Origin of the sequence: Marinobacter sp. F4218 (assembly GCF_019443085.1) — a bacterium.
Classification (GTDB): Bacteria; Pseudomonadota; Gammaproteobacteria; order Pseudomonadales; family Oleiphilaceae; genus Marinobacter; species Marinobacter albus.
The window spans coordinates 626,499-648,538 of sequence record NZ_JAHZIL010000002.1 but is presented as its reverse complement, the minus strand read 5'-3'; the positions used below and the strand labels follow the sequence as shown (position 1 = coordinate 648,538).

The 22,040-nt window shown below is 56.6% G+C and carries 14 protein-coding genes; 10 read left to right on the top strand and 4 right to left on the bottom strand.

The genetic code is table 11. From position 1 onward, the window contains the following. The first annotated feature begins 105 nt into the window (after positions 1 to 105). The 3 genes from K0B93_RS03375 to K0B93_RS03365 all read left to right on the top strand — a co-directional run bounded on the left by K0B93_RS03375 (position 106) and on the right by K0B93_RS03365 (position 7,135). A complete protein-coding gene (locus tag K0B93_RS03375) occupies positions 106 to 1,782 on the top strand; it encodes a long-chain fatty acid--CoA ligase (RefSeq protein ID WP_219865827.1) in 1,677 nt (558 codons plus the stop codon). A 235-nt stretch (positions 1,783 to 2,017) separates the two neighbouring features. After that, positions 2,018 to 5,878: an ATP-dependent RNA helicase HrpA gene (gene hrpA, locus K0B93_RS03370; protein WP_416383191.1), complete on the top strand. Its 3,861-nt coding sequence runs from the start codon at positions 2,018 to 2,020 to the stop codon at positions 5,876 to 5,878. Between the two features lie 135 nt (positions 5,879 to 6,013). Then, positions 6,014 to 7,135, top strand: coding sequence for a beta-ketoacyl-ACP synthase III (locus K0B93_RS03365; RefSeq protein WP_219865825.1), 1,122 nt, complete (start codon positions 6,014 to 6,016; stop codon positions 7,133 to 7,135). A gap of 8 nt (positions 7,136 to 7,143) precedes the next feature. On the opposite strand, the gene K0B93_RS03360 is transcribed toward K0B93_RS03365, so the two are convergent. Next, positions 7,144 to 7,551, bottom strand: a complete 408-nt coding sequence (locus tag K0B93_RS03360) for an acyl-CoA thioesterase (RefSeq protein WP_219865824.1) — start codon at positions 7,549 to 7,551, stop codon at positions 7,144 to 7,146. Between the two features lie 93 nt (positions 7,552 to 7,644). Here K0B93_RS03360 and K0B93_RS03355 point away from each other — a divergent pair, with 93 nt between their 5' ends. From K0B93_RS03355 to dinG, 5 genes are all read left to right on the top strand, one after another. Then, complete coding sequence (locus K0B93_RS03355) at positions 7,645 to 8,430, top strand: VacJ family lipoprotein (protein ID WP_219865823.1); 786 nt, start codon at positions 7,645 to 7,647, stop codon at positions 8,428 to 8,430. Positions 8,431 to 8,464: 34 nt separating this feature from the next. Beyond that, entirely contained in the window at positions 8,465 to 9,952 is a 1,488-nt protein-coding gene (locus K0B93_RS03350; protein ID WP_219865822.1) for a DUF3336 domain-containing protein, read from the top strand. A 98-nt stretch (positions 9,953 to 10,050) separates the two neighbouring features. Then, entirely contained in the window at positions 10,051 to 11,760 is a 1,710-nt protein-coding gene (locus tag K0B93_RS03345) for an ExeA family protein (protein ID WP_219865956.1), read from the top strand. A 3-nt stretch (positions 11,761 to 11,763) separates the two neighbouring features. Continuing rightward, a complete protein-coding gene (locus K0B93_RS03340) occupies positions 11,764 to 12,504 on the top strand; it encodes a general secretion pathway protein GspB (protein ID WP_219865821.1) in 741 nt (246 codons plus the stop codon). After that, positions 12,504 to 14,708 (top strand): ATP-dependent DNA helicase DinG, encoded by a 2,205-nt coding sequence (gene dinG, locus K0B93_RS03335; RefSeq protein WP_219865820.1) that lies wholly within the window; start codon positions 12,504 to 12,506, stop codon positions 14,706 to 14,708. Before K0B93_RS03340 ends, dinG begins: the two co-directional genes overlap by 1 nt. Before the next feature lie 270 nt (positions 14,709 to 14,978). Here dinG and K0B93_RS03330 read toward each other — a convergent pair whose 3' ends face one another. Further along, the gene (locus K0B93_RS03330; RefSeq protein ID WP_219865819.1) at positions 14,979 to 17,717 is read right to left on the bottom strand and encodes a LuxR C-terminal-related transcriptional regulator; all 2,739 of its coding nucleotides are present in this window, start codon (positions 17,715 to 17,717) and stop codon (positions 14,979 to 14,981) included. A gap of 243 nt (positions 17,718 to 17,960) precedes the next feature. On the opposite strand from K0B93_RS03330, the gene cysB reads away from it, so the two are divergent. Then, on the top strand, positions 17,961 to 18,938 hold the full coding sequence (cysB, locus tag K0B93_RS03325) for an HTH-type transcriptional regulator CysB (RefSeq protein WP_219865818.1): 978 nt from the start codon (positions 17,961 to 17,963) through the stop codon (positions 18,936 to 18,938). A 30-nt stretch (positions 18,939 to 18,968) separates the two neighbouring features. On the opposite strand, the gene K0B93_RS03320 is transcribed toward cysB, so the two are convergent. Further along, entirely contained in the window at positions 18,969 to 19,691 is a 723-nt protein-coding gene (locus K0B93_RS03320; protein ID WP_219865817.1) for a phosphoadenylyl-sulfate reductase, read from the bottom strand. A gap of 181 nt (positions 19,692 to 19,872) precedes the next feature. Between K0B93_RS03320 and thrH the strand changes: the two genes are divergently transcribed. After that, a complete protein-coding gene (gene thrH / locus K0B93_RS03315; protein WP_219865816.1) occupies positions 19,873 to 20,487 on the top strand; it encodes a bifunctional phosphoserine phosphatase/homoserine phosphotransferase ThrH in 615 nt (204 codons plus the stop codon). Positions 20,488 to 20,525: 38 nt separating this feature from the next. Here thrH and pabB read toward each other — a convergent pair whose 3' ends face one another. Next, entirely contained in the window at positions 20,526 to 21,872 is a 1,347-nt protein-coding gene (gene pabB / locus K0B93_RS03310) for an aminodeoxychorismate synthase component I (RefSeq protein WP_219865815.1), read from the bottom strand. Positions 21,873 to 22,040: the final 168 nt, after the last annotated feature.

Sequence of the window (22,040 nt, the reverse complement as noted above, 5' to 3'; positions counted from 1 at the left end):
TATTCTCTCCCCTCTTTTTTGAGGCTGAGACTTTTGTAGGGTTGATTTTTGACCAGCCTTGCATTGGTGAATATTACAATCAGAAGCGCCAAACAGGAGATGGTGATGGATTTGGAGCAGTTCTATCAGGACAAGTACCCCGCCGGCGTCCCTCGCGAGGTCGACCTGAACAAGTACAACAGCATGGTTGAAGTGTTTGAACAGTCCGTAAAGAAGTACGCGGACCGTCCGGCATTCACTGCTGTTGGGGCGACTCTCACATACCGTGACCTGGATACCCAGAGCCGTAATTTTGCCGCCTGGCTGCAGAACAAGACCGATCTTAAGCCCGGTGACCGGATCGCCGTCCAGATGCCCAACGTGAGCCAGTATCCTGTGGTTGTTTTCGGCGCCATGCGTGCGGGTTTGATTGTGGTGAATACCAACCCGCTCTACACCACTCGGGAAATGGAACACCAGTTTAACGATTCCGGTGCCAAGGCTCTGGTTGTTCTTGCCAATATGGCAGAGAACGCCGAAAAGGTTCTGCCTCACACCGGTGTTGAGCACGTGATCATCACCGAGATCGCAGACATGCACTCGCCCATCAAGCGCACACTGATGAACTCGGTCATCAAGCACGTCAAGAAGATGGTGCCACCGTTCAACATTCCCGGTGCTCACAAACTGCCGGCAGTGCTTAGCGCAGGCGCTCGTGAAAAATTCACGCCGGTTGAGTGCAAGAAAGACGACATTGCCGTGCTCCAGTACACCGGTGGCACCACCGGCGTTGCCAAGGGTGCCATGCTGACCCACGGTAACCTGGTGGCCAACCTGCTCCAGACCCGCCCAATGATGGGCGACATTGTTGTTGAAGGGCAGGAAGTCGTGGTCGCACCTCTGCCGCTCTACCATATTTATTCCTTCACCCTGAACTGCGGCATCATGCTGGAAGCAGGGGCCCATAATGTGCTCATCCCGAATCCCCGTGACATCCCGGGGTTCGTCAAAGAACTCAAGAACCACAAGTTCACTGCGTTCCTGGGCCTCAATACCCTGTTCGTGGCGCTCTGCAATAATGAAGAGTTCCGAAACCTCGACTTTAGCAGTCTGAAGCTGACTTCGTCTGGCGGTATGGCGCTGACCAGCGATACCGCGAAAATGTGGGAACGGGTTACGGGCTGTGAGATCTCCGAAGGCTACGGCATGACCGAGACGTCACCGGTCGTGACCTTCAACCCGCACGTGGCCATCCAGTTGGGCACCATCGGTCTTCCGATTCCGTCCACCATGATCAAGACCATTGATGATGAGGGTAACGAGACTCCGCTGGGTGAACCGGGCGAGCTGTGTGTCAAAGGTCCCCAGGTCATGCGCGGTTACTGGCAGCGGCCCGAGGACACGCAGAAGTCCTTTACAGAAGACGGATACCTCAAGACCGGTGACGTTGCGCTGATCCAGGAAGATGGCTACATCCGGATCGTTGACCGTAAGAAGGATATGATCATTGTGTCCGGCTTCAACGTTTACCCCAACGAAATTGAGGATGTGGTGAGCAGCCATCCCAAGGTTGTTGAGTGCGCAGCCGTAGGTATTCCGGACGACAAGAGCGGGGAGGCCGTCAAGGTATTCCTGGTTCCGACAGCGGAAGGCGTCACTGAAAACGAGTTGAAGGAATTCTGTCGGGAACGCCTCACTGCCTACAAGGTTCCGAAGCATTATGAGTTCCGTGAGGAGCTGCCAAAGACCAACGTTGGTAAGATCCTGCGCCGTGAATTGCGCGACGAAGCCAGCGCCAGTTAGTATCGGTCGGGCACCAGCGGTGCCCGGTCCCTCGGTTGGGACCGTTGGTAAGGATGACCCCGCCTCGGCGGGGTTTTCCGTTTTTAAGCGAGGGGCTTTCCCGCTAGACTATCGCCAATCCCGGAAAACCGACCTTGAACGAGAGCAATCCCGCATTTTGATGACAAACACCTCCGCCGATAACGCCAGCGCTTCAAACCGAAAGTCCGACGGGCAGTCAGCAGTCAAAGCTTTTATGGGCCAATTGGACGCCTGCAACCAGCTGGAGGCGGCCCGAATTTTGAAGGCCGTCGCGCGCTGTAAGGGAAATCCCGGTCCGAAGGATCTGGAGAAGATGGAGCGGTGGCTGAGTCAGGGGCTTGAGACAGCGCAGCGACGCCGCGCGCTGCACAAGCCCGCCTCATTTCCGGAAGGACTCCCGGTTTCGGAACGGGTCGATGACATTCGGGAAGCCATCGAACAGCATCAGGTGGTCATCATTGCCGGGGAGACCGGTTCGGGTAAGACCACGCAGATTCCCAAAATCTGCATGAACAGCGGCCGGGGCATTCGCGGACTGATTGGCCATACCCAGCCCCGAAGGATTGCCGCCCGGAGCGTTGCAGCCAGAATTGCGGAAGAACTGGGAGAGCAGACAGGCCAGCAGATCGGTTACCAGGTTCGATTCACCGACACTACCTCGGAGCAGTCCCGGGTCAAGGTCATGACCGACGGCATACTATTGGCCGAGGTCCAGCATGACCGATTTCTCGATCGCTACGACACGATTATCATCGACGAAGCTCACGAACGAAGCCTGAACATCGATTTCCTGCTGGGTTATCTGCGTCAGCTGCTGCCCAAGCGTCCAGACCTTAAAGTCATCATCACCTCCGCCACCATCGAAGTGGAACGGTTCAGTGAGTTTTTTGATCAGGCGCCCGTCATTGAAGTCAGCGGCCGGACCTACCCGGTGGATATTCGTTACCGACCTTTGACTGGCGACGAGGATGACCGAGACCAGGGCTGGACGGATGGTGTCCTGGGCGCGCTGGATGAGATCGAACAGCATGAGCGTGCCCAGAAGCAGCCGCCGGGTGATGTTCTGGTATTCCTGCCGGGCGAGCGGGAAATACGCTCGCTCAGCAAGGTGCTTCGCCACGTGGACCTGAAGCACACGGAAGTCCTGCCGCTGTATTCGCGCTTGAGCAACCAGGAACAGAATCGGGTTTTCCAGTCCCACAAGGGGCGCAGACTTGTTCTCTCGACCAACGTGGCCGAAACGTCGCTGACCGTACCGGGTATCCGCTATGTCATCGATACCGGTGTGGCTCGGATCAGTCGATACAGTGTTCGATCCAAGATTCAGCGGCTCCCGATTGAGCCGATTTCACAGGCCAGTGCCAATCAACGGGCAGGGCGATGCGGGCGCGTTGCCCCGGGTATCTGTTTCCGGCTCTACGACGAGACCGATTTCATCAATCGGCCGGAGTACACTGACCCGGAAATCCTGCGGACCAATCTTGCCTCCGTCATCCTGCAGATGGCTACCTCCGGACTGGGTGAAATACGACACTTTCCGTTCCTCGAGTCACCGGATCGCAGGCAGGTTAATGATGGCTACAAGCTGCTCGAAGAACTTAGTGCGGTTGATGACAAGCGCCGGGTCACCAGGCTGGGGCGGACCATGGCCAGGTTGCCGCTGGATCCACGCCTGGCCCGTATGCTGGTTACGGCAGCCGGGCACGGCAGTCTGGCGGAAACGCTCATTATCATTGCCGGCCTGAGTGTTCAGGACCCGCGCGAACGCCCCCAGGAAAAACAGCAGGCCGCAGACCAGGCCCATGCCCCGTTTAACGACAAGGAATCGGACTTTGTCACCCTTCTGAATATCTGGAACTTCTACGAAGAACAACGCCAGGAACTATCCCAGAATCAGATGAAGAAAGTGTGCCAGAAGCATTTTCTTAGCTGGATGCGCATGCGGGAATGGCGGGACATTCACCGTCAGCTCACACTGATTTGCCGTGAGCAAAAGCTGGCCTTCAATAAAGACGCTGCAAGTTACGAGGCGCTTCACACGGCGATCCTTGCCGGGCTCCTGGGACAGGTTGCCGTAAAAGTTGAGAAGAAGGAGTACCTGGCGACCCGAAACCGGAAGGTGCTGATTTTCCCGGGGTCCAAAGTGGCCAAAACGGGGCCCAAATGGATTGTAGCCACTGAAATTGTGGAAACCAGCCGGGTCTTTGCCCGCATGGTTGCGGCTATCCAGCCGGAATGGATTGAGCCGCTTGCGGAACACGTCATCAAGCACCATTACTTTGAGCCGCACTGGGAGCAGAAGCGCGCCCAGGTGATGGGCTACGAGAAAGTGACGCTCTATGGCCTGGACGTTGTTCCGAAGCGTCGCATTGCCTATAGCAAAGTAGACCCTGTGGAATGCCGGAACCTGTTTATTCGGCGAGCTCTTGTGGAAGGGGACTACCAGTCCAGGGCACCATTTATTGCCCGCAACCGGGAAATGCTGGACACCGTTGAGAATCTGGAAAAAAAGACCCGCCGCAGGGATCTGTTGGTCGACGACGAAACATTGGTCGCCTTCTATGACGAGAGGTTACCCCAAGACATAGTCAGTGGTCGGCATTTCGAGAGTTGGTGGAAAGGCCTTTCTGCTGACCAGTTAAAAAGCCTTGAATTGACCGAGGAAGACATTCTGCAGCGCCCGGTGGACGCCCGCGCCGGAGAACTCTACCCAGACTATCTTGAGTGGGAAGGGGTACGGTATCCCCTGAGCTACGAATTCGAGCCCACCAGTGATCGCGATGGGGTTACCCTGCAGGTGCCGCTTATGGCTCTGAAACAGATTCCGTCCCGACGGCTGGAGTGGCTTGTGCCAGGGCTGCTTCGAGAGAAGTGCGTGGCACTGGTTAAGGGCTTGCCCAAATCGCTTCGGCGCAACTTTGTGCCAGTACCCGATTTCGTGGATGCAGCGCTTGCCAACCTTCAACCCTCCAACGAGCCCTTGGCTCTGCAACTGGGGGAACAGCTCCGGCGCATGACCGGCGTCCAGATTGATCCGGATGCCTGGCCTAATGCCGAACTGCCCCGCCACCTGCGGATGAATCTGCGGGTCCTGGGAGACGGCGGCAAAGTAATGGCGGAGGGTAGGGAGGCATCCCGGCTACAGGACCAGTTGGAGGGTAAGGCCGAAGAGGCCCTGGCCTCGGCAACCAACGATTCCGGAGCGACCGAGGCAGCCCACGAACACGATGAATGGCTGTTCGGGGACCTGCCGGCGCAGGTTCAGACTGAAAAAGGTGGAATGCAGGTTACTGTTTATCCGGCGCTCGAGGATCTGGGAAAGACGGTTCGCGAGATCCGGTGCCTGGACAGGTTGACTGCCGAAGACACCACGCGTAAAGGCATCGCACGGCTGATACTGAACCGATTTGGCAGGACGCTGGACGATCTTGAACGCAAATTGCCCCGGTTCAAGCAATCGGCGCTCATGTTTGCACCCGTCGGGCAGGCCAAGGTGTTACTAGACGACCTCCTGCTTGCCACCGCCATTCAGCATTTCCTGGGAGAAAAGCTGCCCCGGAACCGGGACGATTTCGAAAGGCTTTTCGATCACCATCGTGGCGATTTTATTCCGGCCCTTGAAGAAGCGGATGACCGTCTTTATCAAGCCATGTCCGGTTATCAAAAGGTGGCAAAGCAGTTGAAGGGTAAAATACCTCTGGCCCTCGCCAACAGCATGGCCGACCTCAAGTTCCAGTTGCAGAATCTGGTTTACCCGGGGTTCCTTGTCGCCACGCCGTCGGAATGGCTGGGTGAATTCGGTCGGTATTTTGAGGCTGCCATGATCAGGCTCGAGAAGATGCCCAGGGAGTTGGGCAGGGAACGGGAGTTCCTGCACACCATCGAACCCTTGTGGGCACGCTATGCTGCCAAACGGGATGAGCAGCAGCGCCAGGGTATCCGTGATCCGGAATTGATTACCTATCGATGGATGCTGGAGGATTTCCGGGTGTCCTTCTTTGCACAGCAACTGGGCACGTCGATGACCGTTTCAGTCAAAAGGTTGGATAAGCAATGGGAACTGACCCGCGTGTAGTGGCTGGCTCCGACTTGCACTAATGCGGTGCCCTTTGCACGGTTTGCTGGCGGGCAAACGCCAAAGACTGTGTTAGTATTTCGGGCAGCGTTACATACAAGTTTTCAGTTTTCACAACCATGACGTGGGGTTAGTGTGATTAAAGCCGTCATTAGCGGGACCGGTCTCTATACGCCACCGGAAACCATCGATAACGACGAACTGGTCGAAGCGTTTAATCAGTACGTTGAGCTTTTCAATTCCGAGCATGCGGATGACATTGCACGAGGTGAGGTGGCCCCATTGCAGCCTTCTTCCTCAGCCTTCATCGAGAAGGCGTCGGGCATCAAGCGCCGGCATGTTATCAACAAGGACGGCATTCTCGACCCAAAACGGATGACTCCACTTATTCCCGAGCGCAGTAACGATGAGCCCTCGGTCCAGTGCGAGATGGCGTTGTCGGCTTGCAAGCAGGCACTGGAACAAGCCGGCAAGACAGCAGACGACGTGGACGCCGTCATTGTTGCCTGTTCGAACCTGCAGCGGGCGTACCCGGCTATTTCCATCGAAGTCCAGCAGGCGCTGGGCGTTAACGGATTTGCCTACGACATGAACGTGGCATGCAGCTCCGCTACGTTTGGGCTTCAGGCCGCCGTCAACTCCGTTGAAAACGGGGCCGCACGATCGGTACTTGTGGTCAGTCCGGAGATCTGCTCCGGCCACCTGAACTTTCGCGACCGCGACAGCCACTTTATTTTTGGCGACGCCTGTACCGCCATTCTGGTCGAGCGGGAAGAAGACACCGCCGCGGGTCAGGGCTTTGAAATCCTGGGTACCAGCCTGAAAACGCAGTTCTCGAACAATATCCGTAATAACTTCGGTTTCCTTAACCGGGCGGATGAATCGGGAATCGGCAAACCGGACAAGCTCTTCATTCAGCAGGGCCGAAAGGTCTTCAAGGAAGTGTCTCCGCTGGTGGCAGAGACTATTCAAAAGCAGCTTCAGGGCTTGTCGCTGGCGCCAGAGGACCTGCGCCGCATGTGGCTTCACCAGGCTAACCTGAATATGAATCAGCTCATTGCCCGAAAGGTTCTGGGTCGTGACGCCTCAGAGGATGAAGCGCCGGTGATTCTCGATGAATACGCCAACACCAGTTCAGCTGGCTCGATCATTGCCTTTCACAAGCACAAGGAAGACCTGGAGGCCGGAGAGATCGGTGTTATATGCTCGTTTGGAGCTGGCTATTCGATCGGCAGCGTTGTTGTACGTCGACGTTGATTTCGTGCCTACCCCGCTGCCAGCGCCCTGAGGGTGTCTGGTAGCGGGGTCGAGGTTCGGGTTTTTCGATCGAACCAGACCACCTTGGCGTAACCTTCCGCGTATACATTCCCGGTCTCAGCGTCTGTGATCACGTGGTAGGTATCCAGACTGGTATTCCCCGCCTTGTCAGCGTATGTTTCCACCAGCACTGTTGCCGGATGATTCAGTTCCTTCAGAAAGGTTGCACTGGTCTTTATAATAATAGGTCCGGTCGGCTCCTCGGGGCCACCCAGATCCAGTGAGGAGAGCCAGACAATCCGCGCCTCCTCGAAAAAACGGAAAAAAACCGTATTGTTGGCGTGGCCGTAAGCGTCCATGTCGCCCCAGCGAAGCGGCACCGTAAGGGTGCTGACATGATTACCCGGTACTGACATTGAATCTCTCCAGAGCAATGATTTGAATAATGATAAGAAAAGCGCCGGTATTTTCGACGAACCGAAACGACTTAGACAACCCAAGAGCAGAAAATGAGACAACTTTTTTCTCGGCGCTGGCCGCTTTTCTTATTGATAATGGCCATGGCGATCGGGCTCTCGAGCGGCAACGTGTATGGGCAGGCCATGCAGGAACCCGCGCCCGAGGGTTCTGCGCCCGTAACCCCTTCGGATCCATATGAAAACTGGAACCGAAAAGTTTTCCGGTTTAACGAAACCATCGATCAATGGTTCTTGAAACCCGTTGCGCAGACGTATCGGACGTTCACGCCGAACGTCATCGATCGTGGCATCACAAACTTCTTCAATAATCTGCAGGAAGTGCGAAATTTCGCGAACAGTCTGTTGCAGCTTAAAGGAGAGTCGGCCGTTGTTGCTGCGGGTCGCTTCACCTATAACACGGTTTTCGGACTGGCCGGCTTTTTTGATGTTGCGACATCGTTTGACTTGCCGGAACGTCCGGAGGATTTTGGTCAGACCCTTGGATACTGGGGAGCCGGATCTGGCCCCTATCTGATGCTTCCTCTTCTTGGGCCTTCCAGCCCACGGCATTTTGGCGGTCTTGCCACTGATCTTTTCGTCCTACCGTCGCTTTGGGATAATGTCGAAAGTCCGGAGAACTACTATGCACGGGCTGTTCAGATTGTGGACACCCGCGCAGACTTGATCCCCGCCGAGGGTTTTATTTCCGGCGACAGCTACATATTTGTTCGTAATGCGTTTCTTCAGCGCAGAGAATTTCTCATCAATGATGGCCGGCCGGTGGAAGATCCGTTTGCCAGCGGCGATGAGGAAGACCTGATGCTTGAGGATTTCTGAGGCTGCGCGGTTCGCACAGAAAAGGAGAAAATCGGTGATCAGGGACCCACGGATCCGAAAATTCCGCAAGATGCTCGCCGAAGCACCGAACTACGAAGTTTGGAAAGCCGCAGCATTGGAGCTGGATTTCCTTGAGGGCAAAGCTGAGTGGAAAGAAGACTTTGCCTCCGATCTCTATCATTACGAACTGATCTATGAGCGCCTCAGTAACCTGAAACAATATCGTCAACAGAACGACTTTGACCGCCTGAAACGCGCCCTGCGGGAAGGTCTGCACCATGATCTTGGTAACATGGGGAATCCGGCCCTCTACACCCAGTCGAGGGTCGGTACCAAACACCTGGTGGAGGAATACATAACACAGGCTTGTGAGGCGCTGGATTTCCTGTGTGATCACCCGGTTCCGGGGTTCTCGGTGGCCGACAAGCTTCAGTTCTTCCGCGATACCCTGACCAGCTACGGTCGTCCAACCCTTCTGCTTAGTGGCGGAGCAACACTGGGCATGTTCCATTTTGGTGTCATCAAGGCGCTCTGGGAAAAAGGGCTGTTGCCTCAGGTGATTGCCGGGTCCAGTATCGGAGCGATTATTGCCGGTATTCTTGGTGTGCACACTGACGCCGAGATTCCGGAAATGCTGGTGCCGGAGAACCATAATCTGAAGGCATGGAAATGGCGCGGGTTGCTGAGCGCCGTCCGAGGTGACGGTCTGATGGACCAGGAGCAGTTAAGATCCTGTTTGCGGGCCAATATAGGCGAGTACACCTTCGAGGAGGCCTACGAAAGAACCGGCCGATCCATCAACGTTAGCGTTTCGCCCATACAGGCACATCAGAAGGCACGATTGTTGTGCGGTTATACCTCACCGTATCTGTTGGTCTGGAGTGGCGCGCTCGCCAGTGCCGCGGTCCCGGGTATTTTTCCGCCAGTCACCCTGATGAAGAAGGATATCCACGGCAATGCGCTGCCCTACATGCCGCGACTCAAGTTCGTGGATGGCTCGGTGGTAAGCGATCTTCCGATAGAACGACTGATGCATCTGTACGACGTTAATTTCACCATTGTCAGCCAGACCAATCCCCATGTCGTGCCGTTCCTCGCCAATCGCGGGCGTGATGAGAAGCTCTCAGTCGCCAACCTGCCGTTGCATCTGCTGAAGTCGGAAATCCAGTTTCATGGGCAGGGTGTTTTTGATTACCTGCGCAAGCGCGTCAAGCCCGAGTTGTTGCGACAGATGTCAGGTCAGTTTTACACCATCATGGCCCAACGCTATTCGGGTGATGTCACGATTGCACCGTCTTATTCGCTCAAGGATTATCGGCGGATGTTATCGAATCCCGACCCTGCCTATGTGAAAGAGATGATTCTCGCGGGCGAGCGTGCGACCTGGCCGAAGATCTCGATGATACGCTCTCACGCCCGGATATCGAAAACCCTGGAGCGCTGTGTCAGACGGCTGAAGCAACAGAACCGTCGTACCGCGGAGCTTCGGCTGGTCAGTAATTCGGGTTCCGAAGATTCCTGAGATGACAGCTCAGCTCAGCGGGCGGTATGATACCGCGATAGAGCCGGGATCGGTTGACTGCCGCCGGTCCTGACGCCTGAGTACCAGACTGGATGCCCATGTACTACGACTTCTTCGGCTTTCGGGAACCCCCCTTTTCCATTGCCCCGGATCCCCGTTACCTGTATCTGAGTGAACGCCACAAGGAAGCACTGGCGCACCTGATGTACGGTGTGCAGGGGCAGGGCGGCTTTATCGTGATTACCGGAGAAGTGGGAACCGGAAAAACCACCGTTTCCAGATGCTTCATTGAAAATGCGCCGGATCACGTAGACATAGCCCTGATCCTCAATCCGCGTTTGTCGGCCCGAGAACTGCTATCGTCGATTTGTGGTGAGATGGGGGTGTCTCATAAGGGCAACGCCAGCGTCAGGGAAATGGTTGATCTCATCAACAAGGATTTGCTGCAAGCCCACGCCGCAGGACGCCACAAGGTCCTGATGATTGACGAGGCACAGAACCTTTCCGCGGATGTGCTTGAGCAACTGCGACTGTTGACCAATCTGGAAACGGCCGAAAAGAAGTTGCTGCAGATAGTTTTGCTTGGTCAGCCCGAGTTGCAGCAGATCCTGGCTTTGCCCGAACTTCGGCAACTGAACCAGCGGGTCACCGCCCGATATCATCTGGACGCAATCGGTAAATCTGAACTCCCCAACTATTTGCGATACCGGCTGAGTGTTGCCGGCATGCGCGGCGACATTTTCACCGCCGGTGCAGTGACAAAGCTTTATCGGGAAAGCCAGGGGATTCCCCGTCTCATCAATCTGATCAGTGATCGGGCCCTGCTCGGCGCATATGCCGAGGGGGAGCACGAAATTACTGCCACGCATATACGACACGCTGCGCGGGAGGTCCGGGGAGATTTCTCCGCACCGGCGTCCAGCAAGTCCGGGGGCGCCGTTCAGCCCGCCCGGTATTTAATGTTGACCGCCTCTTTATTGGTGGCAGTGATCGGAACCGCCTGGCTGGTTGATCGTTGGCCGGTGACGGTTACCGACATTCGATCGGAGTTGGCTGCGTCCGCCATACAGGCAGGCATCGTTGAACGGGAGGAACCTGGGGAGCCAACAGCTCCACCTGTTTCCGAATCGGAAAGCTCCGGGCACGAGGCTGCGGAATCGGCTGATGCCGGCAAGCCCAAGGCATTTCGCTTCCCGGAACAATCCCGAAGTCTGCCAGATGCATTTCGGTCGTTGTTTAAGCTCTGGGAGCGGGATTACAGTCCCGCATTGTTTCCGGTTGCGTGCCAGTTTGCTCTCGAAGATGGTCTGGGCTGTCTTGAGCGGCAGGGCTCGAGGCGTAGTCTGGAGTTTCTTGACCGTCCCGCCATCCTTGAGCTGCAGGACGGCTCCGGTAATCGCGGGTATGTGGTCCTGAGTAGCCTGGAGGGTGAGGTGGCCGAGATCCGGCTTCCGGACGGGTCACATGAGGTTTCCTTCGCCAGTATCGAGCCCTTCTGGTTCGGTGGCTATCGGGTGCTGTGGAATCGTCCCGAGTTTCTGTCCGAGGGACCGGCTAACGGGAGTCGATCTGAGCAGTTGTGGCTCGGGGCCAAGATGATGGAACTGGCGGACAGATATAGCACGTCGGTGACGGAAAATGGACGTATCAAGCGAATGTCCACGGAGGAGCAGGTTCGTTGGTATCAGGGCATCAAGGGGCTGACCGTAGATGGCATTGCAGGGGCAATGACCATTATCCAGATCAATAATGATCTGGATGCGGACGTGCCCAGGCTTGCTCCTTCGGCGTCCCCGGAGGGGCAATAGGCGATGTCGTACATACTTGATGCGCTCAGAAAATCGGAAACCGAGCGTCGGCAGGGCAAGATCCCGGATCTCGGCCATCAGGTCCAGTTGATCCATCGACCAAAGAAAAAACGGTTATCGGCGGTTGGCTGGATTGCCATTGCCCTGGTGTTGAACGCGGCCGTGCTTGCTGCGGTTTTCTGGCCGCGTCTGGCACCGGTCACCGCGGAGTCACCACCTGTCTCACCTGCTGGCGATGAGGTCAGCGCCAGTGCGCAGCGGGAGGCGTCACAGCAGCAATCCGGCCGAACCGTTACCGACGAGATTGCAGCTGAGCCCCCGATGCCTGCCGACACTGAAGCGCCGGCCTTGCCGGAGGCCCAACCGGAGACTGCATTGGCGGAGAGTGGGGGCAATACCAGTGACGAAGCGGTTCGTGAACGGCCCACCATTATCGTGCCGTCCTCCCGTCCGGACAGGGACAATCCGGTATTGCCAGATTCGATGTCGGCTGGCAGGGTACCGCATCTTGTCGAGTTACCCCTTTCCTTTCAAAAGAGCGTTCCGGATTTGACCTTCAACAGCCATATTTACTCCTCGGATCCCTACGCCAGTCGCGTCATGATCAACAACAACTACCTGCGCAGGGGCGACAGCTTTTCCGGGCTTCGGGTGGAGAGGATTACCGAGGATGGCGTGATTCTCAGTAAGCAGGGCCAGCGATTCCGGGTGGGGATTGTACGGGACTGGGTGAGTCCCCGCTAATGGCGTTAACTGACGAGATCAAACAGCAGATTCAACAGGGTTATCGAGACGTACTGGCGGGCAAGGAAATCCGGGCCCGCTATGGCCAGCGTCTGATGATTGCCGAGATCGCCCGTTACATGGGGGACATCACGGATAACGATGGCCAGCGCACCTCGCCTCCATCGACCTGTGTGGTCGAGGCTGGCACAGGTACGGGCAAAACCCTCGCTTACCTGATCGCCGCCATACCGGTCGCCAAGGCACTTGGAAAGACTCTGGTAATTTCCACTGCCACCGTTGCGCTGCAGGACCAGATTGTTCTGAAGGATCTGCCGGACCTGCGAAAGCACAGCAAGATGGATTTCAACTGGACCCTCGCCAAAGGCCGCGGCCGCTATTTGTGCATGTCCAGACTGGAGGCCCGTCTCCACGACGAGGGCAATGGCGACAGTGATACCATGCCGCTGTTCCTGCTTGATGGCCCGCAGGGTGAAGAGCCGGGCACGCGGGCGTTCTTTGAGGAGATGCTGGCCAGCTATGGCTCGCGGGAGTGGGATGGTGACCGGGACCACTGGCCGGAGCAGATCCCGGATGATGTCTGGCGCCAGGTAACCACCGATCACCGCCAGTGCACCAATCGCCATTGCAGCTACTTTGACAGCTGTGCGTTCTTCGACGCCCGAAAAGACCTCGACGATGCAGACATCGTGGTCGCCAATCATGATCTTGTCTTGGCCGACCTGGCCCTGGGTGGCGGCGCTATCCTGCCCGAACCGGAAAACGCGCTGTTCATCTTCGATGAGGCGCACCACCTGCCTGACAAGGCGCTGAATCATTTTGCCGCATCGGTACCTCTGAACTCGACACGGCAATGGTTAAAACAGCTCTCGCAGGCACTGACGAAGATGCAGCCATATCTGGCGCCGGCGACTCAGGCGGCCAAAACGCTCGACCGCATCAGTACGGCGTCGCGGGACGTTGATCTCGTGCTGGCCCGGGTCTATGAAGAGGCAGAGCAGAATACCGGCTGGGAGTTCAACGAAGAACGGCGGACTGCACAATGGCGCTATCCGGAAGGAGAGTTGCCTGAGGCGCTCGGGGAGCTGGCGGGCGAAACGCGACTTGCCACGGCCAATCTGGCTCGCCATCTTGGTTCCCTGGCTGACGAACTTCAGGGCGCCTTTGACGAGCGCAAGGCACACGAGATCGATCGAGATACCGCGGAGGCCTGGTTTCCGGTGATTGGAGCGTTTCACAGCCGATCCGAGGAACAGCTTCGTCTCTGGACCGCCTGGTGTGAGCAGACCGGGAACCAGCAGACCAATGGCGAGACAAGTCCAACAGAGGGTTCGGAGCAGGTTGAGCCCCAACGCACAGGCTACAAGAGTCCCGCAGCGGCACGCTGGGCCGTGAAGCAGCGCTGGGACCACGCCGAGGACATTACCCTCTACAGCTCCCCGGTGCTCGCCGATAACCTTCTGTATGCGCGACTATGGTCGCGAGCCTACGGTTCGGTATTAACCAGCGCCACTCTCACCGCGCTGGGCAGGTTCGATCGGTTGAAGGCGCGGGCAGGGCTTCCGGAGTCGAGCAGGTATCTGGTGGTCCCCAGCTCCTTCAAATACGGGGAAATGGCCACCGTCGAAGTTCCAGCGATCTCGGTTATGCCCACTGACAATGCGTTTACTGACGAACTGGTCACCCGTTTGCCGGATTTGTGGGCCGGGGAGAAGGCGACGCTGGTGCTGTTTACTTCCAGGCGCCAGATGCAGCAGGTTCGTGATGGCCTGGCGCCGGAATACCCGGATCTGATTATTACCCAGGACGATATGGCCAAGGGTGAGGTGTTGCGGCAGCACTGCAAACGGGTGGATGAGGGCAGGCCCAGCGTATTGTTCGGCGTTGCCAGTTTTGCGGAAGGCATCGATCTGCCAGGAAAGTACCTGCACCACGTTGTGATCACCCGACTGCCATTCTCGGTTCCGGACGATCCTATTGAGGCGAGCCTGGCCGAGTGGGTCACCCAGCGCGGAGGCAATCCATTTATGGAGATTACCGTTCCCGACGCTTCTATCAAATTGGTGCAGGCAGTTGGGCGGTTGCTCAGGACCGAACAGGACACCGGCCGGGTAACCATTCTGGACAGGCGGATCATCGCGAGGCGTTACGGCCAACTTCTGCTGGATGCGCTTCCGCCATTTCGCCGGATCATTGAGTACTGACGGGCAGATGCCGGTGCCTCGCCCATAAAAAAAGAGCCAGCCCTTGCGGGTTGGCTCTCGTGAAAGGGTTCTTACGAACCCGGGGCGTCGAAACAACGCGGAACAAGAAGTCTGAAGGCCTGAAGTTTCAGAATTCGAGGTGAGGGTTTTGCCTCACCGTTGGAAAGATAATAGGGGATTAGAGGGCGTAGCCGGATCGTCCAAAGGGCGTAGTGGACATCATTAGTTGCCAGAAAATGAGATGTGCGTCACAAAAACCTCCGTTGGACCTCAGGGGTTCAGTAGCCCCAGATCCCTGGCTTTTGCGAGCGCCTCGGTCCGTCGGCCCACGCCAAGCTTACCGTACAGGTTGCGTATATGAGCTTTCACGGTCGCGGGTGCCACGTCCATCTTTGTCGCAATTTCCTTGTTGGCATGCCCCTCGTGGATTAGGGCAAGCACTTCCATTTCCCGGTGGCTCAGCGGTTCCTGCAACTGGTTGCCCGGGGGAGTTTGTGGTGGCGCCACGGAAGTTGGTCCCGTGGTGTCAGCCATCACGGATGCCTGCTGTTTTAGCATCTCCAGGAGTGCCTGGTTCCAGCGGCCGGGAGTTTTCAATACTGAAAGTTCCTGAATCAGATGGCGCAGCCGGGGACTTTCCTCTGCGAACAGGCGCATAAATCCTGCCTCCGACGCCTTTAACACCGCGCGATTCAACATTTCGGTGGCCTCCCTATGGCGGCCCTGCAGGTCCAGCGCCTCGCCGTAAACCAGGAGTATCTCGACGAGGTGGCGATTGTGAGCATTGCGCTCAGCCAAGGGCAGCAGATCCTCGAGTATTTGCTGGGCTTTTTCAGGGCATTTTTTAGCCACCAGAACTCTGGCGATGCTGATAAGATTCTGCTCGCGATTCAGTGGGTTGGTGAACTGGCGATCGTCCGGCGACCCGAGGCATGCCTCTGCTTTTTCCGGATGCCCGGTGGCCAGATAGCATCTGGCCAGAAGGGCGGAGCTTGCCGGCGGTTCAAACACAATGTGGTCCCGGCGTTTGCGCCCAGTCAGGACGGCATCCTCAAGCACTTCAATCGCATCCTGGAGTCGGCCTTCGCTGAAGGCGAGGTGGCCACGAACGTATTGGATAATAACGTGCTGCCCAGGCTCTGTGCCCCGATTAACATGCTCCAGCAGGGGCGCAAGGTGCGTTGCCGCCAGTTGAGGTTCATTCCGTTCCCGATAGATCTCGGTCAGGGCGCTGTTTTGCCAACATGAAATGAGCCGCGGTTGGCTGGGGTCGGAGTAATGTTTGTCGACCCACCTGCGTATCTCCATGCAGGTTTCCAGGGCCAGGTCGACATCGCCTCGGTTGTATTGTATCCACGCCAGCAGACCTCCGCTGGAGAGCACGGTGCTAGGCTTTCGCTCAACCTGACCGTATCGGACAGCTGATTGCAGCGCGTCTTCCGCGTCGGCGAGAAGTCCTTCGCCATGGTAGTCCAGCCCCAAGCCGTAATAGGTAACCGACTTGAGCGGAATCTGGGTGTGGTCGATGTCTTTGAGTACCTGTCTGGTCAGGTCGCTGGCACTCTTGTCGTCACTTCGTGTGCGGGCCAGGTATGACCGAATGAGAGAGATTTCGCTCTGAAGGCCCAAGGCGCCTTCAGCATCGGGATGCGAGTCGGCGACCCGACGGTCCAGCAGGTCTTCAACCGAGGCCAGCAGCGGGGCGAGGGCATCGAGGCGATTGGCAAAAAAGAGGCCCCAGATTCGGAGCATCTGTAACTGTGGGCTGTCCTGAACGAGGTGCTCCGGCAGCGACTCAATCCAGTCCAGCACCGGTAAGTGATACCCTCCGTGAATCAGGTTGTTGCCATGTTCTGCAAGCACGGTTGCCAACCAGTCCCAGTCTTGTTGATTGACTATCTGGGTAATGCCTTCCTGAACCTGTCCATGGTCCAGTAACCATTTAACGGTTTTCTGCCAAAGTGTCAGCGCCCGGTCCGGATCTGAGTGCCGGATACGCTGCAGTAGTGCGTCCCGGAAGAGGTCGTGATAGCGAAACCATTGATCGTGATTGTCCAGGGGAATCAGGAACAGATTCTGACTGAGTAACTGCTCCAATCTCTGCTGGCTGTCCTGTTGGCCGCGAATGGCGTCGCAGAGTGAGGCGCAGAGCCGCGGACAGCAGGCGGTATCCAGAAGGAAGTTTGCCACCTCGGCCGACTGCTGTTCGAGGACTTCAGCCAGCACATAATCACTGATATGCCGCTCATCGATATCCAGCTGAGCCTGGCTCTCGCTGGCCAGGTGACTGCCTTTGCGGACATCGCTGATCTGGCCGCCGCCCGACAGCGCCGTGAGCTGCATGGCGGCAACCCAGCCCTCGGTCCTCCGACATATGGAGCGCACCTCCGCGTCAGGGAGGTTTATCCCCATGGTGTCGTGAAAGAAACGGCGACATTCGTCCTCTGAAAACGCGAGTAGGCCCGGGTGGATATCTTCAATCCACCGCCGGACCCGCCAGCGGGCAAGGGGGAGCGGCGGTTCAGTTCTGGAAGCCAGCGTGACGGTGATTTCGGGTGGCAGGTAGTCAATGAAATAGGCGAAGTCCCGCAGAATCTGCTCATCCTGAACCAGATGAAAATCGTCGAGCACCAGATTCCAGGGGCTCTGGTCAGCAGACAGAACATTCAGGAGGCCGGTAATGGCGCCGGTCGCTGCGTCGTGGGAATCCTGGCTGAGCTTTTTCCGGCATTCCTCCAGCCCGGCCAGCCCGGAGTATTCGAACGCTCCAATGACGTACTGCCAAAACCGTCGCCGCTCATCGTCATGGTCATCCAATGAGAGCCATGCGGTGGGAGAAGGCGTGCTTGCGCACCACTGGGCAACGAGAGTCGTCTTTCCGAAACCGGCCGGCGCTATAACCAGGTTCAGCCTCTTCGGGCTGTGAGGCTCGAGCATCGTGCTCAACCGGTCACGGCGAACAGCACGATGGTCAGAGGTCGGCCGAAGGAATTTGGTGGTCAGCAGCATTGTGTCTCTGAATGCGGAAAGTGTTGATAACGGATTGTGTGCTTTGTCACAGCCAAGTCAAGGGGATTTAAGGCATTAGGGCAGGTTGAACGACGCTTTAATTCATTTTTGGTCTAAACTTAGGATAAAGCTTCTTCTATACTAAAAAAGCATGAAAAATAGATTCGTTATGCGTAGGCTGGGGCAGAATTGCGAGAACAGGCCGCTAGCCGAAGGCCGGGAATCCAGGGAGCAACAGACTCAATGAAATTACAACAGTTGCGATATATATGGGAGGTTGCCCATCACGACCTTAATGTGTCCGCAACCGCTCAAAGCCTCTTTACCTCACAGCCGGGAATTTCAAAGCAAATTCGCTTGCTGGAAGATGAACTTGGCCTCGAGGTTTTCGCGAGGAGCGGAAAGCATCTGACCCGGATAACCCCGGGCGGTGAGATAATCATCCGCGAGGCAGGAGAAATCCTGCGCCGGGTAGAAGGGATCAAGAAAATTGCCCAGGAATTCAGTAACCAGCGCCAGGGAGATCTGAGTATTGCAACTACTCACACCCAGGCACGGTATGCCTTGCCGCCGATAATCAGAGGCTTTATTGAATCCTATCCTGACGTTTCCTTGCACATGCATCAGGGGACGCCAATGCAGATTTCTGAGATGGCAGCCAATGGAGCGGTCGATTTTGCCATCGCCACTGAGGCCATGGAGTTGTTTAACGATCTCATCATGATGCCCTGCTATAAGTGGAATCGCAGTGTAATCGTTCCAAAAAACCATCCGTTGGCCAAAATCGATGAGCTTACACTGCCCGACCTCGCCGAGTACCCACTCGTGACCTACGTATTCGGTTTCACCGGGCGCTCCAAGCTGGACGAAGCCTTTCAGTCCCAGGGACTCACGCCCAAGGTGGTGTTCACGGCCGCCGATGCCGACGTCATCAAGACTTACGTTCGCCTGGGGCTCGGTGTTGGCATCATTGCGAGCATGGCGTTTGACCCGGAAACCGACCAGGACCTGGTTGCCCTTGATGCCAGGAAGCTGTTTCGTCCAAGCATCACCCGGATCGGGTTCCGGAAAGGCACTTTCCTGCGCGGTTACATGTATGACTTTATTGAGCGCTTTGCGCCGCATCTTACCAAAGAGCGAGTCGATGAGGCGGTGGCCCATCAGGGAAGCAGGGCTGAGATAGAGGAACTTTTCAAGGATGTGGATCTGCCCACCTACTGAGTCGGTGGGCGATTCGATAGCACGGCCGGTTTAATTCCTGGCGATCAGGTTGTCGGCATGCAGGCCACACTCTTTCTTGGTGGCTTCTTCCCACCACCAGCGTCCTTCCCGTTCGTGCTGGCCGGGTAGAACCGGGCGGGTGCACGGCTGGCAGCCGATACTGACGAAGCCCTTTTCGTGCAGTTCATTGTAGGGTGCTTCTGATATCCGGATATAGTCCCAGACCTCCTTGGACGTCCAGTCTGCCAGCGGATTGAATTTGACCAGGGTTTTCTCGTCTGTCGAAAACGCCGAGTCTTCCTGGACCACGGGCACATCATTGCGGGTGCCCGGACTCTGGTCCTTCCGCTGCCCCGTAATCCACGCATCGACGGTTGCAAGTTTGCGCTTCAAGGGATTGACCTTACGGATACCGCAGCATTCGGAATGACCATCCTCGTAAAAACTGAACAGCCCCTTTCGGTGAACAAGGTCCTGTACTTCATCGGCGTCCGGGAACAGCACTTCGATGTCGATGCCATAGTGCTTCCGGACCTTCTCAACAAACTCATAAGTTTCAGGGTGCAATCTACCCGTGTCCAGGGTGAAGACCTGAAGGTTGTCGGTAAGTTTGTGGGCCATTTCAATGAGCACTACGTCCTCGGCGCCACTGAACGAGATGGCTATGTTGTCGTACGCCTTGAGTGCGGCCTTAAGGATGGAGCGGGGGCTCTGTCCTTCTAATTCATCCCGGAGCTGTTGGATATCGGTCATGTCCTGCAGGTACCTGATCTAAATGAGTGAAAAGGCTACCATTAAATGCCTCATAGCATGAAGGAATGAGCGTCTATATGGTTATGCCCGATGCAATCCTCGCGGTATTTTCTTATCATACGGCGCAAACCAGAGCGGAGCCGTTGCTCCGACATACCTAACTGTCTATCAGGAGACCACTGTGGAACTCGCATGCCTTGACCTTGAGGGAGTACTGATCCCGGAAATCTGGATCGCGTTCGCGGAGAAAACCGGTATTGAAGAGCTCAAGGCGACGACTCGTGACATCCCTGATTACGACGTACTTATGACCCAGCGCCTCAAACTGCTTGACCAGCATGGCTATGGATTGCCACAGATTCAGGAGGTGATTGGCGAACTGGACCCGCTGCCAGGCGCCCGGGAGTTTTTGGACTGGCTGCGGGAACGATTCCAGGTGGTGATTCTGTCCGATACTTTCTACGAGTTCGCCATGCCGCTGATGGCAAAGCTCGGTTTCCCGGCGTTGCTCTGTCATAAGCTTGAAGTGGCAGACAACGGACAGATTACAGATTACCTGCTGCGCCAGCGCGACCCGAAGCGGCAGTCTGTCCGAGCTTTCCAGTTGCTCAACTACCGGGTGATCGCTGCCGGTGACTCGTACAACGATACCACTATGCTGGGGCAGGCTGAGGCGGGGATTCTGTTTCATGCGCCCCAGAATGTGATTGACGAGTTTCCACAATTCCCGGCGGTGCACAACTTTGACGATCTGAGACAGGAATTTCTCAAGGCCAGCGCCAATCACAGCGCCTGAGCGGATTCTCTGGCGGGGGGAGGGTTCGTGGCTCCCCCTTACAGGTTTTCGAGGAACTCCATCAGTGGTCTGACCTTCGTCAGCGTCTCCTGATATTCACTCTCGGGTTCCGAATCCGAGACAATTCCCCCGCCTCCCCAGCAGCGTATGGTGCCGTCGCCTTGGCACAGCATGGTCCGAATGGCGATGTTGCTGTCCAGTGTGCCGTCCAGGCCCCGATAAAAAACAGAGCCGCAATAGGGACCGCGCCAGTGTGGTTCCAGTTCCCGAATGATCTCCATGGCCCGAATCTTGGGGGCGCCGGTGATGGAGCCGCCCGGGAAAGCGTCGAAGAGCGCCTTTAGCGGCGTTACGCCCGGTGCGAGTCGGGCGTGTATGTGGCTGACCAGATGGTGAACGTTCCGATAGGATTCGAGGGCAAAAAGCTTGTCAACGATCACACTGCCGGTTGCCGAATTCAGGCTCAGATCATTCCGCAGTAGGTCGACGATCATCAAGTTCTCGGCCCGGTCTTTGTCCGATGCCTCAAGCTCTTCCGCCAGTGCTCTGTCTTCTTCCGGGGTTGTACCCCTTGCTCGGGTACCCTTGATTGGGCTGGTTGTGATCGTGTTTCCGTCAATTTCCAGGAACCGTTCCGGTGAAATGGAGAGAACCGCATCATCTCCGGCCCGGATAAAGGCGCTGTACGGTGTCGGGTTCGCCTCTGCAAGTGCCTGGAACGCGGTCCAGGGCTCACCTTGATACCGGCCTACAAACTCCTGAGACAGGTTCGCCTGATAGCAGTCTCCCGCCTCTATGTATCGGCAAATAGCCTCAACGCTGGCCTTGAACGCCTCGGGGGATTGGCGGGGCCTGAAGCAGGAGGGCATGGCCCAGGATGAATCAATGGCTACGGGTTCGGAGCTCAGCCAACCAACCAGTTTTTCGCGCACCCTTGCCGGGCATTGTGGGTGTACCCAGAGGTAGTGCGCTTCGGTCTTGCGATTATAGCTCGCAGTCCAGAGGTAAAACCCGGCAGAGACAAGAGGCACCGGCGACCTGGGGCATAGCGCTGTAAGATGCGCTTCCCTTGCGTAGCCGAGTTCGTAGCTGAGAAAACCGATCCATCCACCCTTGAGGCACTGTTTATTCCCTTCGTCGCGGAGCTCGAAGTCTGAAACGATTGACTCCATGTCCGCAATCAGTGTTTTGACTTCTGCTGGGCCGGCATCCGGCGAAAACAGGATCCGGGATTCCGAGGCAGTTGCCGAGAATCCACTGAATGAGCCCCGGGCTTCCCCTGCACCCACACTTCCCACATACACGAAATCACGTTCTTTGGATGCGTGGGTCAACAGACGTTTGTACTGATGCTCACTGATGGGAGTGGTTACGGAAAGAGTCAATTTGCCCTCGGAAAATTCGGAAGAATGATAATCAGGCCACAAAACGGACGTTGTCGGTTGCGGATTAGCGCTGATTTAATGATGTACTTAAAAACAATCAACGCAAATGGCAATAACGGCACGGCCTATTCTATCGAAAGAGGCCGGGCTTCGCGTCTGTTTCATGAA